At 73.3% G+C, this 12540-nt stretch carries 13 protein-coding genes; 9 read left to right on the top strand and 4 right to left on the bottom strand.

Going from position 1 to position 12540, the window contains the following annotated elements:
- Positions 1–34 precede the first annotated feature (34 nt).
- Positions 35–1126 (bottom strand): UDP-N-acetylmuramate dehydrogenase, encoded by a 1092-nt coding sequence (locus LPU61_RS10260; RefSeq protein ID WP_043965280.1) that lies wholly within the window; start codon positions 1124–1126, stop codon positions 35–37.
- Between the two features lie 69 nt (positions 1127–1195).
- Between LPU61_RS10260 and LPU61_RS10265 the strand changes: the two genes are divergently transcribed.
- The 7 genes from LPU61_RS10265 (at position 1196) to LPU61_RS10295 (ending at position 8298) form a co-directional block, all read left to right on the top strand.
- Entirely contained in the window at positions 1196–1957 is a 762-nt protein-coding gene (locus tag LPU61_RS10265) for a maleylpyruvate isomerase family mycothiol-dependent enzyme (protein WP_043965277.1), read from the top strand.
- Between the two features lie 243 nt (positions 1958–2200).
- Positions 2201–3505, top strand: coding sequence for an extracellular solute-binding protein (locus LPU61_RS10270; RefSeq protein ID WP_043965273.1), 1305 nt, complete (start codon positions 2201–2203; stop codon positions 3503–3505).
- 85 nt (positions 3506–3590) lie between these two features.
- The gene (locus LPU61_RS10275; protein ID WP_043965271.1) at positions 3591–4607 is read left to right on the top strand and encodes a carbohydrate ABC transporter permease; all 1017 of its coding nucleotides are present in this window, start codon (positions 3591–3593) and stop codon (positions 4605–4607) included.
- Positions 4604–5437 (top strand): carbohydrate ABC transporter permease, encoded by an 834-nt coding sequence (locus LPU61_RS10280; RefSeq protein ID WP_043965268.1) that lies wholly within the window; start codon positions 4604–4606, stop codon positions 5435–5437. Before LPU61_RS10275 ends, LPU61_RS10280 begins: the two co-directional genes overlap by 4 nt.
- Positions 5434–6813 (top strand): GH1 family beta-glucosidase, encoded by a 1380-nt coding sequence (locus tag LPU61_RS10285; RefSeq protein ID WP_043965266.1) that lies wholly within the window; start codon positions 5434–5436, stop codon positions 6811–6813. Before LPU61_RS10280 ends, LPU61_RS10285 begins: the two co-directional genes overlap by 4 nt.
- A gap of 19 nt (positions 6814–6832) precedes the next feature.
- Positions 6833–7840, top strand: coding sequence for a LacI family DNA-binding transcriptional regulator (locus tag LPU61_RS10290; protein ID WP_229404778.1), 1008 nt, complete (start codon positions 6833–6835; stop codon positions 7838–7840).
- A 41-nt stretch (positions 7841–7881) separates the two neighbouring features.
- Complete coding sequence (locus LPU61_RS10295) at positions 7882–8298, top strand: RidA family protein (protein WP_043965262.1); 417 nt, start codon at positions 7882–7884, stop codon at positions 8296–8298.
- Positions 8299–8337: 39 nt separating this feature from the next.
- Here LPU61_RS10295 and LPU61_RS10300 read toward each other — a convergent pair whose 3' ends face one another.
- Complete coding sequence (locus tag LPU61_RS10300; protein ID WP_229404779.1) at positions 8338–8877, bottom strand: hypothetical protein; 540 nt, start codon at positions 8875–8877, stop codon at positions 8338–8340.
- Between the two features lie 76 nt (positions 8878–8953).
- Entirely contained in the window at positions 8954–9769 is an 816-nt protein-coding gene (locus LPU61_RS10305; RefSeq protein WP_229404780.1) for an EI24 domain-containing protein, read from the bottom strand.
- Positions 9770–9835: 66 nt separating this feature from the next.
- Between LPU61_RS10305 and LPU61_RS10310 the strand changes: the two genes are divergently transcribed.
- Positions 9836–10828 (top strand): YafY family protein, encoded by a 993-nt coding sequence (locus LPU61_RS10310; RefSeq protein ID WP_229404781.1) that lies wholly within the window; start codon positions 9836–9838, stop codon positions 10826–10828.
- A gap of 7 nt (positions 10829–10835) precedes the next feature.
- On the opposite strand, the gene LPU61_RS10315 is transcribed toward LPU61_RS10310, so the two are convergent.
- A complete protein-coding gene (locus tag LPU61_RS10315; RefSeq protein ID WP_229404782.1) occupies positions 10836–11756 on the bottom strand; it encodes an SDR family oxidoreductase in 921 nt (306 codons plus the stop codon).
- A gap of 75 nt (positions 11757–11831) precedes the next feature.
- On the opposite strand from LPU61_RS10315, the gene LPU61_RS10320 reads away from it, so the two are divergent.
- On the top strand, positions 11832–12530 hold the full coding sequence (locus tag LPU61_RS10320; protein WP_043965251.1) for a DNA polymerase beta superfamily protein: 699 nt from the start codon (positions 11832–11834) through the stop codon (positions 12528–12530).
- Positions 12531–12540: the final 10 nt, after the last annotated feature.

Raw genomic sequence — 12540 nt, forward strand, 5'->3', positions numbered from 1 at the left:
GCCGGCCCGCCCCTCGGCCCCGCCGGTGGGGTCGTCACACCGCGCAGTTGACCAGGACCGGTTCCGGGTGCAGGGGCACGCCGAAGCGGGCGTGCACGCCGTCGCGGATGTCGCGGGCCAGGGCGATCAGCGCGGCGGTGCTGGCGGTGCCGCTGCGGTTGGTCAGGGCGAGGGTGTGCTTGCTGGAGATGGCCACCCCCTCGGGGCCGGGGTGGCCCTTGGCGAAGCCGGCCTTGTCGATCAGCCAGGCGGCGCTCACCTTCACCGTGTCGCCGGCCCCGGGCCAGTGCGGCGGCTCGCCGAGGTCGGCGGCCCGCCCGCGCAGCAGCTCGTACGCCTCGCCGTCGAGCACGGGGTTGGTGAAGAACGAGCCCACCGAGCGGGTGTCGGGGTCGGCGGCGTCGAGCACCATGCCCTTGCCGGCGCGCAGCCGCAGCACGGCGGCCCGGGCGTCGGCCAGCGGCACCGCGTCGCCGGGCTCGACGCCGAGCGCCCGGGCCAGTTCGGCGTAGCGGACGGGGCCGGACAGCGGGGAGCGGGCGAGCCGGAAGTCGACCGACAGCACCACCCAGCGCTCGCTGTACTTGAAGATGCTCGACCGGTACGCGAAGCCGCAGTCGGCCGCCTCGACCCGGCCCAGGCTCTCCTGCACGCGGTCGTACACCTGCACGCCGGTGATCGTCTCGGCGACCTCCTGGCCGTACGCGCCGACGTTCTGGATCGGGGTGGCGCCGGCCGAGCCGGGGATGCCGGAGAGGCACTCCAGCCCGGACCAGCCGTTGGCGACGGTGGCGGCGACGAGGTCGTCCCACGGCTCGCCGGCCTCGACCCGTACGGTGACGGTGTCGGCGTCCTCGGCGACGACCCGCAGCCCCCGCGAACGCACCAGCACGACGGTGCCGGGGAATCCGGCGTCGCCGACGACCACGTTGCTGCCGCCGGCGAGGATCAGGACCTCATCGTCCCGCAGGCGGGCCTGCTGCACCTTTTGTACGATCTCCTCGGCGCTGGCAGCGGTCTCGATCCGTCCGGCCGGGCCACCGAGGCACAGCGTGGTGTATTCCGCCAACCTGGTCGGTTCGGCGGCGCGGGTTTCGGTGGCCGGGTGGGCACTAACGTCTGACACGCCTTTCACCCTAGGCTGAGAGGGAGCCGCGGCACCCACTTGGTGGCGCGGTCGCCCGGGAGGATCGTGATGAGCAGACTGCACGGCACGAAGGACTTCTGGATCGGCGCGCTGCGGACCGAGGGTCCCGCGTTCGCCGCCGCCGTGGCGGAGGCTCCCCCCGAGACACCCGTGCTCTCCTGCCCCGGCTGGACGATCACCGACCTGACCGTGCACCTCGGCGAGGTCTACACCTGGGTGAACACCATCGTGACGACCGGTGGCACCACCCGGCCCGAGCGCCCGAGCGTCCCGGCCGCGCCGCCCGCCGGGACGTCCGCGCTGGAGTTCTGGCAGCAGGCGTACGACCGGTTGATGGCGACCTTCGACGGGCTGGACCCGGAGACCCCGACGTGGAACTGGGCGCCGCAGCCGAAGAAGGCCGGCTTCTGGCCGCGCCGGATGGCGCACGAGACCTCGGTGCACCGCTGGGACGCCCAGCTCGCCATCGCCGCCGGTGAGCCGATCGAGGCCAAGCTCGCGGCCGACGGGGTGAGCGAGGTGCTGGACACCTGGCTGCCGGCGGGCCGGCGCAAGGCCACCGGCCAGTGGCACGGGGTGGTGCACCTGGCCGCGCCCGACGCGGGCCAGGACTGGTACCTGCGGCTGCGCGGCGAGGGCGTGGCGCTGCTGGACACCGACACCATCCTCGACCACGACGACCACCACGCCCGGGTCGAGGTCACCGGCACGGCGAGCGACCTGCTGCTGGCGCTGATGGGCCGGGTCAGCTTCGACACCCTCGGGGTGCGGGGCGACCGGGCCCTCCTCGACGGCCTGCGCACCGGCTGACCGCCCCCTTTCCCGCCTGACGTGGCCCCCGGCACAGCCGGGGGCCACGCGTCGTGGTGGGGGGTCAGGAAGGGGCCCCTGCTTCTACCGAATGCGTTGACAGGGGGCCTTCCTTTCCGCTCCGAGAGCGCTCTATTGACATCCGCATGGACAGCGACCACTCTCTTGTGAGAGCGCTCTCTCGAAGGTTCCACCCCCGTCCCCACCACCATGCGCACGACCTGAGAGGGGTCCGAGAACAAGATGGGTGTCTTTCCACGCCGCCGCCTCGCGGCCGTGGCCCTCGTCGCGGCCACCGCACTGCTCACCACCGCCGGCTGCGGCGGGGACGAGCCCGCCGAGGGCGGGCCGGTCACGCTGACCGTCGACGTCTTCGGCCAGATGGGCTACCAGGAGCTCTACCAGGAGTACATGGCCGCCCACCCCGACGTGAAGATCGTCGAGCGGGGCACCGGCGGCAACCTCGACGAATACTCGCCGAAGCTCACCCAGTGGCTCGCCGCCGGGAAGGGCGCCGGCGACGTGGTCGCGATCGAGGAGGGCCTGCTCGTCGAGTACAAGGCCAACCCGCAGAACTTCGTCAACCTGCTCGACCACGGCGCGGCCGAGCTCAAGGGCAACTTCCTCGACTGGAAGTGGAACCAGGCGCTGACCGCCGACGGCAAGCAGCTCATCGGCCTCGGCACCGACGTCGGCGGCATGGCCATGTGCTACCGCAGCGACCTGTTCGCCAAGGCCGGGCTGCCGACCCAGCGCGACGAGGTGTCCAAGCTCTGGCCCACCTGGCAGGACTACGTCGCCACCGGCGAGAAGTTCAAGGCTGCCAACACCGGCGCGGCGTTCCTGGACTCGGCCACCAACATCTTCAACACGATCGTGCTGCAGACCGCCGGCAACGCGCAGGGCTACCACTACTACGACACCGCCAACAACCTGGTGGTGGACAGCAACCCGGCCGTGCGGCAGGCCTGGGACACCACGATGGACATCCTCGACTCCGGCCTGTCCGGCAAGTACGGCTCCTGGTCGGAGGAGTGGGTCTCGGCGTTCAAGCAGGCGAAGTTCGCCACCATCGCCTGCCCGGCCTGGATGACCGGCGTCATCGAGGGCAACGCCGGCCCGGCCGCCAAGGGCAAGTGGGACATCGCCCAGGTGCCCGGCAACGGCGGCAACTGGGGTGGCTCCTTCCTGGCCGTGCCCAAGCAGAGCAAGCACCAGGCCGAGGCGATCGAGCTGGCGAAGTTCCTGACCAGCGCCAAGGGGCAGATCGGGGCGTTCAAGGCCAAGGGCCCACTGCCGTCCAACCCGCAGGCGCTGGACGACCCGGCCGTGGCCGAGTCCACGAACGCGTACTTCTCCGACGCCCCCGTCGGCAAGATCTTTGCGGCGGGCGCGAAGAGCCTCAAGCCCGTCTACATGGGCCCGAAGAACCAGGCCGTCCGCACCGAGGTGGAGAACGCCGTCCGCACCGTCGACCTCGGCCAGCGCAGCCCCGAGCAGGCGTGGACCGACGCGGTGAACAACGCCAAGAAGGCCGCCGCCAAGTAGGCCCGACGCGGACGCGCGGGCGGCGCTCCGGCACGCCGGGGCGCCGCCCGCGCCGCGCAGGACGCGGAAAGGAGTGACCGGGCACATGGCCGTCCAGCTCGACGCCCTGCCACCGGTGACACCGACGGAGCGGAGCACCGCCCGCCCGCCCCGGAGGTACCGGCTCAGCCGTCTCGACGAGAAGTACTCCCCCTACCTCTACATCGCACCGTTCTTCCTGCTCTTCGGCGTGTTCGGGGCGTACCCGCTGGCGTACACGTTCTGGGTGTCGCTGCACGACTGGGACCTGCTCGCCGCGGAGCACCCGTTCGTCGGCGGGGAGAACTACACCCGCCTGCTGGCCGACCCCGACTTCTGGCACTCGGTGGTCAACACCCTCGGCATCTTCGTCATCTCGACCGTGCCGCAGCTGTTCGCCGCGCTGTGGCTGGCCAGCCTGCTCAACCGGCGGCTGCGGGCCCGGACCACCTGGCGGATGGCGGTGCTGGTGCCGAACGTCACCTCGACGGCCGCCGTGGCGATCGTCTTCGGGGTGCTGTTCGGCCGCCAGTTCGGCATGATCAACTGGCTGCTCGACCTGGTCGGCGTCGACGCGATCGACTGGAAGTCCAACCGGTTCGCCTCCTGGGTGGCCATCTCCGCCATGGTCGACTGGCGGTGGACCGGCTACAACGCGCTGATCTTCCTCGCCGCCATGCAGGCCATCCCCCGCGACCTGTACGAGTCGGCGGCGATCGACGGGGCCAGCCGGGCCCGGCAGTTCTGGAAGATCACCGTGCCGCTGCTCAAGCCGACGATCATCTTCGCGGTGATCGTGTCGACCATCGGCGGCCTCCAGCTCTTCACCGAGCCCCGGATGTTCCACTCCGGCACCAACCCGATCCGGGGTGGGCCGCTGCGCGAGTCGCAGACGATGACCATGTACATGTTCGAGAACGCCTTCGCCCCGCACTACAACTTCGGCTACGGCTCGGCGGTCGCCTGGCTGCTGTTCGCCCTGATCGCGATCGTCGCGGCGATCAACGTGGTGATCCTGCGCCGGCTCGGCGGCACCGACGGGCCGGCGCGGGTCCGCCGGCCCCGGAAGGAGCGCACCCGATGAACAAGCTCTGGTCCGCCGGCCGGCTCACGTACGCCGCCCTGGCCGTCTCCGCCCTGCTGTCGGTCTTCCCGATCTACTGGATGTTCGTGGTGGCCAGCCGCTCCAGCGACGCGATGGGCCAGATTCCGCCGCCGGTCACCCCCGGCGGCAACCTGGGCGCGAACATCGCCCGACTGTTCGACAACACCGACGCGTACTTCCTCACCGGTCTGATCAACTCGGCGATCGTGGCCGTCACGGTCACCGTGTCGGTGGTCTTCTTCTCCACGCTGGCCGGGTTCGCCTTCGCCAAGCTGCGGTTCCGGGGCCGCAACGGGCTGCTGCTGGTGATCATCGCGACGATGATGATCCCCACCCAGCTCGGGGTGATCCCGCTGTACCTGCTGATGACGAAGCTCAACTGGAACGACCGGCTGCCGGCCGTGATCGTGCCGGCGCTGGTCACCGGGTTCGGCGTGTTCATGATGCGCCAGTACGCCAGCCAGGCCGTCAGCACCGAGCTGATCGAGGCCGCCCGGATGGACGGCTGCGGCACCGCGCGGATCTACTGGAACGTGGTGCTGCCGGCGCTGCGCCCGGCCGCGGCCGTCCTCGGCCTGCTGACCTTCATGACGACCTGGAACGACTTCCTCTGGCCGTACGCTGTGCTCAACGACCCGGAGAACCCGACGGTGCAGCTGTCCCTACGGGCGCTGTCGGACGGCTACTACCAGGACATGTCGCAGGTCTTCACCGGCACGGCCATCGCAACTCTGCCCCTTTTGCTGGTATTCGTCCTGTTCGGCCGCCAGATCATCGGCGGAATCATGGAAGGTGCGGTCAAGGCGTGAGCGCGAGCAGCGAGCTACGGTTCCCCGACAACTTCGTCTGGGGCGCGGCCACCGCCTCCTACCAGATCGAGGGCGCGGCCCGCGACGACGGTCGCGGCCCGTCGATCTGGGACACCTTCAGCCGTACGCCGGGCAAGGTCTTCGCCGGCCACACCGGCGACGTCGCCTGCGACCACTACCACCGGTACGCCGACGACGTGGCCCTGATGGCGGAGCTGGGGCTGAAGGCGTACCGGTTCTCGATCGCGTGGCCCCGGATCCAGCCCGACGGCACCGGGCCGGTCGAGCCGCGCGGGCTGGACTTCTACGACCGGCTCACCGACGCGCTGCTCGGCCGGGGCATCGACCCGATCGTCACGCTCTACCACTGGGACCTGCCGCAGGCGCTGGAGGACCGGGGCGGCTGGACCAACCGGGAGACCGCCGAGCACTTCGCCACGTACGCGGCGGCCGTGCACGGCCGGCTCGGCGACCGCATCCGCACCTGGACCACGCTCAACGAGCCGTGGTGCTCGGCCTACCTCGGGTACGGCAACGGGGTGCACGCCCCGGGCGTGAGCGACCCGGGCGCGGCCTTCACCGCCGTACACCATCTGATGTTGGGGCACGGCCTGGCGGTCCGGGCGCTGCGCGCGGGCGGCGCGGAGGTCGTCGGGATCACCCTGAACCCGGCGGAGGTGCAGCCGGCGGACCGGGACAGCGCGGCGGACGCGGCGGCGGTCCGGCTGGTCGACGGGTTGCAGAACCGGATCTTCCTGGACCCGCTGACCGGCGCCGGGTACCCCGCCGACGTGCTGGAGCACGTGTCCCGGATGGTCGATCCGGCGACGTTCCTGCGCGACGGCGACGAGAAGCTGATCGCCGCACCGATCGACCTGCTCGGCATCAACTACTACGCCCCGACCTACGTGGCCGGGCGGCCGGACGGGGCGGGCGGCAGCGCCTGGCCGGGCACCGAGGGGGCGGTGCAGTTCCTGCCGGCCGCCGGGCCGGTGAGCGACATGGGCTGGGCGATCGAGCCGGCCGGGCTGGGCCGCCTGCTGGACCGGCTGGCCGCCGACTACCCCGGCCTGCCGCTGATGATCACCGAGAACGGCGGGGCCTTCCCGGACCGCACGACCGACTCCGCCGGTCGGGTGGCCGACGCCGACCGGATCGCCTACCTCGACGGGCACCTTCGGGCCGTGCACGCGGCCATCGGCCGGGGGGTGGACCTGCGCGGCTATCTCGTATGGTCGTTGCTGGACAACTACGAGTGGGCCGAGGGGTACCGCAAGCGGTTCGGGATCGTCCACGTCGACTACCTGACCCAGCGGCGCACACCGAAGGCCAGCGCCCGGTGGTACCAGGAGGTGATCTCCCGGAACGGGCTGTGACGAGGTGGGGAGCGCTCCGATGACGACGGCCCAGCGGCCGACCCTGGAGGCGGTGGCCCGGCGGGCCGGCGTCTCCCGGGCGACCGTGTCGCGGGTGGTGAACGGCTCCACCACCGTCGCCGAGCCGATCCGGGAGGCGGTCCGCCAGGCCGTGGCCGAGCTGGGGTACGTGCCGAACCTGGCCGCCCGCAGCCTGGTCACCCAGCGGACCGACTCCATCGCCCTCGTGCTGCCCGAGGAGGCCACCCGGGTCTTCTCCGACGACCAGGTGTTCCCGAGCATCATCCGGGGCGTCGCGCAGGAGCTGGAGGCCGCCGACAAGCAGCTCGTGCTGATGCTCGCCGGCTCGCCGGCCGGGCACGCCCGGGTGGAGCGGTACACCACCGGGCGGCACGTCGACGGCGTCGTCTTCGCCTCGCTGCACGGGGCCGACCCGCTGCCGGCCCGGCTGGCCCGGCTCGGCATCCCGGTGGTGTGCAGCGGGCGGTTCCTCGGCGACGTCGGCGTGCCGTACGTCGACGTCGACCACGTCGGCGGGGTGACCCGGGCGGTGCGGCACCTGCTCGACTCGGGGCGGCGGCGCATCGCCACCATCGCCGGGCCGCAGGACATGTTCGCCGGGGTGGAACGCCTCGCCGGCTACCGGGCGGCGGTCGCCGAGGCGGGGCTGCCGGAGCGGGTGGCGTACGGGGACTTCACCCGGGAGTCGGGGGCGGCGGCGATGCGGCAGCTCCTCGACGCCCACCCCGATCTGGACGCCGTCTTCGCCGCGTCCGACCTGATGGCGCACGCCGCCATGCGGACGCTGCGCGAGGCGGGGCGGCGGGTGCCCGCCGACGTGGCGGTGATCGGGTTCGACGACATCGAGACGGCCGCGTACACGGACCCGCCGCTGACCACCGTGCGGCAGCCGATACTCGACCTGGGCCGGGAGGCGACCCGCCAGCTCCTGCGGATGGCGGCCGGCGAGGACGTCGAGCCGGCCCTCGTGCTGCCCACGGAGCTGGTCCTGCGCGCCTCGGCGTAAGTCCGTGGCGGGGCGGGCTGCCGGGGGCTAGCGTCGCGCGGGTGAGCGATCCCGTGGCGCTGGTGCGCGTGTCCGAACTCTCCGACGTCGCCGAGTACGCGTACGCGGCGACCGTCGACCCGCCGGCCCGGCTGGTGTTCGCCGCCGGCGCCTGCCCGCTGGACGCCGACGGGCGTACGGTCGCGCCGGGCGACCCGGCGGCGCAGGCCCGGCAGGTGATGGCCAACCTGGAGGTCGCGCTCGCCGCCGCCGGGGCGCGGCTCGCCGACGTCGTCAAGACCACGGTGTACGTGGCGTCGACCCGGCAGGCCGACCTGGTGGCCGCGTGGGAGGTGGTCCGGGACACGTTCGGCGACCACGAGCCGCCGAGCACCCTGCTCGGGGTGACCGTGCTCGGCTACGACGACCAGCTCGTCGAGGTGGAGGCGGTCGCCGCCGTCCGGGAGCCCGGCCGCTGACGGTGCGCTCCGCCGGTGGGGTCGCACCGGGCGCGCCGCTCAGGACGACGACGTCGCGGACGCCGGGCAGACCGCCGTGAGCGCGAAGGAGCCGGCGTCCCCGGCGACCGCCGCCGAGCCGCCCGTCAGGGTCCAGCCGGCGGGCAGGCGCAGCCAGGCCGCGCTGGCCCCGGCGTCGTCCACGGTCAGCGCGCCGCCCTCGGTGGGCACGGTGAGGGCGACGCGTTCCCGGTTCGGGGCGACGAACTCGGGCGTGACCGCGACGAACCGGGCCCCGACCCCGCCGGCCGTCAGGCCGAACACCCACACGTCTTCGTCCGGATAGGGCCCGCCGCCCAGGTCCGGGGCGCAGGCCGGCCCGCGCCCGGCCGCCCGGACCGGCGCGTCGGCCGGGTCCAGCCGGATCGTCGTGCGTGGACCGGGCAGGGGGGCGGTCGGCACCGGCGGCGCGGGCGGCCGGGCGGTCGACGGGTCGGGCCGGACCTCGCGCCGGGGCAGGCCCGCGACCCCGAGCACCAGCAGGCAGGCCGTGGTCACCGAGACCGCGGACCTGAGCCGGCCAGCCCGCACGCTAGACATCCCGTATCGCACCTTTCGTCCGATTCAGGATAGGCGTTCGCGGCTCCGCCGGTGGGACCGATCGATCTTCTCCCCGTCACCGCTCCCGCACCGGGCGGCCCGGCGGCTCGATGGACTGGCCCATCGCGCGGCGGGTGAGCAGGGTAGCGCCGGCCACCGCCGCCGGCATGATCAGCACCGCGCCGAGCGGGATCAGGAAGCACACGAAGACGGCCACCCCGAAGCCCAGCGTCGTCGGCCGGTCGGCCTTGAGCAGCGTCCGGCGGTCGGGCAGCCGCATGCCGCGCCGGTAGAACGGGGTCCCCGCCAGCTCCAGCGCGAGGAACCAGCCGCCCACGGCCGCCCCGATCACCGGCACGACGGTCTGGCCGACCACCGGGATGAAGCCGGCCGCGAAGAGCGGGATGCCGACGAGTACGGAGATCGCCACCAACCGCAGCGAGTCGACGATGCTGCGGCGCAGCGACCCCCAGAACGGCACCTCCACCGCGCCGGGCGTGCCGCCGAGGCGCTCCTCCACCCGCTCGGAGATCTTCTCGTAGAACGGGTCGCCGATGGCCAGGGTCACGGCGGTGAAGGTGAGCACCGCGAGCAGCCCGCCGACGCCGAGGAAGGCCAGGCCGGCGATCACCCGGACGAGGCCGCGGGCGGTGCCGGACCAGTCGTCGGCGAACGGGGTGACCAGCGCGGCCAGGTCGTCCACGAAGTAGACGAGGGTGGCGAAGGCGGCCACGAAGAGGGTTCCGGAGATCAGCGCCGGCACGATGCCGAGCAGCATCAGGCCGGGGCTGCGGACGTACAGGCCGATGCCGCGCAGGAGCAGCCCGACCCCGGAGAAGAATCGGCCGACGGCACCGGTCACCGGCGCGGTGATGCTGCTGGATACGTTCACGACCGCTGAGCCTAGCGGCGACCGTCCCGCCCGGCCCGCCGAGCAAGAGACCTACACAATGGGTGGGTGCGGGCCTCGCGGTTGATCTCGTTGGTGCTGCTGCTCCAGTCGCGGGAGGCGATGACGGCGGCCGAGCTGGCCCGCGAGCTGGAGGTCTCCGAGCGGACGGTCTACCGGGACGTGCTGGCGCTGTCGGCCGCCGGGGTGCCCGTCTACGCCGACCGGGGCCGGGCCGGCGGTTACCGCCTGCTCGGCGGCTACCGGACCCGGCTGACCGGGCTCACCCGCGACGAGGCGGAGGCGCTGTTCCTCGCCGGGCTGCCCGGGCCGGCGGGCGACATGGGGCTGGCCGACGCGGTCGCCTCGGCCGAGCTGAAGGTGCTGGCCGCGCTGCCGCCCGCGCTGCGCGACGCCCCCGCCCGCGCCGGGCAGCGGTTCCACCTGGACGTGCCGGGCTGGTTCCGCGACGCGTCGCCGCCGCCCCGGCTGGCCGAGCTGGCCCGCGCGGTGTGGGGCGACCGGGTCGTCGAGCTGCGCTACCGGCGCGGCGACGGCGAGGTCGTCCGGCGGGTCGAGCCGTACGGGCTCGTGCTCAAGAGCGGGACCTGGTATCTGGTCGCCCGCGTCGGCGGCGGCACGCGCACGTACCGGGTCGACCGGGTGGTCGACGTGGCCCCGGGCGGGGAGGTGTTCGACCGCGACGAGGGCTTCGACCTCGGCGGATACTGGGGCGAGCAGGCCGAGGCGTTCCTGCGGAGCATGCAGCGGACCCGGGTCCGCGTCCGGCTGAGCCCCGCCGGCCTGCGCGCGCTCCGCAGCGCCCCGGAGACCCCCTTCGGGTACGCGGAGGCGACGGCCGCCGCCGGTGCGCCCGACGGCGACGGCTGGGTGGTCACCTGGCTGCCGATCGAGTCCGTCGACGTGGCGTACCACCTGGTGCTGCGGCTCGGGCCGGAGGTGGAGGTGCTGGATCCGCCGGAGCTGCGGGGGCGGGTGGCCGCTGCCGCCGCCCGGCTCGCCGCGTTGTACGGCGGGCCGGGCGGCGGACAAGGGGGTTAGGCGACGGTCAGCGGTAGTCGGCCGCGTCGGCCTGCTTGCCGCCGTGCACGACCTCGGTGATGTAGCGGAAGCCGTCCGGTTGGCTGCCGTCGAGGTCGGTGAAGCCGTACACGCGGCTCAGCTCGCCGGCGGAGGTCGACTTGCCGTTCCAGCGGGCCCGGTCGGGGTCGGCGGCCAGCGCGGCGACGGCCCGCCCGACGAACGCCGGGGTCTCCGAGATGAGGAAGTGCGGGTCCTTCGCCGCCCCGTCGCGCCAGTTGGCCTCCGTGACCCCGAAGTGCTCCAGCATGAACTCGGAGCGGATCCAGCCGGGCGAGAGCGCGACGGCGGTGCCGCCGTGCGGCTCCAACTCGTGCGCCTGGGTGAACGCGAGCCGGTTCACGCACGTCTTGGCCAGGTCGTAGAAGACCGACAGCCGGTAGTGGACGTCGTTGTACTCCCGGGTCCCGTCGCCGATCTCCACCACCAGCCCGCCGGGGCGGCGGACCAGCAGCGGCAGCGCGAAGTGGCTGGTGATGATATGGGTGTCGACCGCGAGCCGCAGGGTGCGGAAGCCGGCGTCCAGGGGCTGTTCCCAGACCGGCTTCTCCCAGGTGATCAGGGGGTCGGCGCCCCACACGTCGTTGACCAGCACGTCGAGCCGGCCCTGCTCGGCGTCGATCCGGGCGACCAGGTCGCGGACCTGCTCGGGCACGAGATGGTCGACCCGCACCGCGATGCCGGTGCCGCCGGCGGCGGTGACCAGCTCGGCGGTCTCCTCGATGGTCTCGGGCCGGTCCAGTTCGGAACGGCCGGCCGTGCGGCTGCTGCGGCCGGTGGCATACACCGTCGCCCCGGCCGCGCCGAGCTGGACCGCGATCTGCCGGCCGGCGCCCCGTGTCGCCCCGGCGACGAGCGCGACCCTCCCGGTCAGAGGTTTCGTTGTCATGCGTCGACCCTGACAGCAATACCTGACAGCCGAAGTCCGGTTTCGCGGACGGGTGTCCTACGTCATGATCGACTCATGCACCTGCTGCTCTCCGGGATCGTCGGCTCGGTGGCGTACGGGCTGGCCCGGCCCGGCTCCGACGTCGACCGGATCGGGGTGTTCGCCGCGCCGACCGTCGCCTTCCACGGCCTGCACCCGCCCCGCGAGTCGATGGTCACCACCGACCCGGACGTCACCCTGCACGAGGCCGGCAAGTACGCCCGGCTGGCGCTGGGCGGCAACCCGACCGCCACCGAGCTGATGTGGCTGCCCGACGACTGCTACGAGACGCGCAGCGCGCTCGGCGACCGGCTGATCGGCATCCGGTCGGCGTTCCTCAGCGCGCCCCGGGTCCGCGACGCCTACCTCGGGTACGCCGCGCAGCAGTTCCGCAAGCTCGCGTCCCGAAGCGGCGGGACGTTCTCGGCGGACACGCGGCTGCGGACCGCGAAGCACGCCCGGCACCTCGCCCGGCTGGTGCACCAGGGCCGACTCCTCTACGCCACCGGCGTGCTGGAGATCCGGCTGGCCGACCCGGAGCGGTTCCGGGCGTTCGGGGAGCGGGTGGCCGGCGGGGAACTGGCGGAGGCGCGGGACCTGCTCGCCGAGGCGGAACGCGACTTCGACACGACGCGTACGCCGCTGCCGCAGCGGCCCGACGAGGCGACGGTGGAGCGCTGGCTGCTCGACGTGCGGGCCGCCCACCTGCCGCCGGCCGGGGCGTGCCCCGGGTGACGCCTCCGGC

Source organism: Micromonospora sp. NBRC 110038 (genome assembly GCF_020884815.1).
In the GTDB taxonomy this organism is placed as follows: Bacteria; Actinomycetota; Actinomycetes; order Mycobacteriales; family Micromonosporaceae; genus Micromonospora; species Micromonospora haikouensis.

Bases quoted from the DNA above. Each gene is read 5' to 3' on its own strand.
- LPU61_RS10265 (WP_043965277.1), top strand. From the start codon at position 1,196: ATGAGCAGACTGCACGGCACGAAGGACTTCTGGATCGGCGCGCTGCGG.
- LPU61_RS10270 (WP_043965273.1), top strand. From the start codon at position 2,201: ATGGGTGTCTTTCCACGCCGCCGCCTCGCGGCCGTGGCCCTCGTCGCG.
- LPU61_RS10275 (WP_043965271.1), top strand. From the start codon at position 3,591: ATGGCCGTCCAGCTCGACGCCCTGCCACCGGTGACACCGACGGAGCGG.
- LPU61_RS10280 (WP_043965268.1), top strand. From the start codon at position 4,604: ATGAACAAGCTCTGGTCCGCCGGCCGGCTCACGTACGCCGCCCTGGCC.
- LPU61_RS10290 (WP_229404778.1), top strand. From the start codon at position 6,833: ATGACGACGGCCCAGCGGCCGACCCTGGAGGCGGTGGCCCGGCGGGCC.
- LPU61_RS10300 (WP_229404779.1), bottom strand. From the start codon at position 8,877: ATGTCTAGCGTGCGGGCTGGCCGGCTCAGGTCCGCGGTCTCGGTGACC.
- LPU61_RS10315 (WP_229404782.1), bottom strand. From the start codon at position 11,756: ATGACAACGAAACCTCTGACCGGGAGGGTCGCGCTCGTCGCCGGGGCG.
- LPU61_RS10320 (WP_043965251.1), top strand. From the start codon at position 11,832: ATGCACCTGCTGCTCTCCGGGATCGTCGGCTCGGTGGCGTACGGGCTG.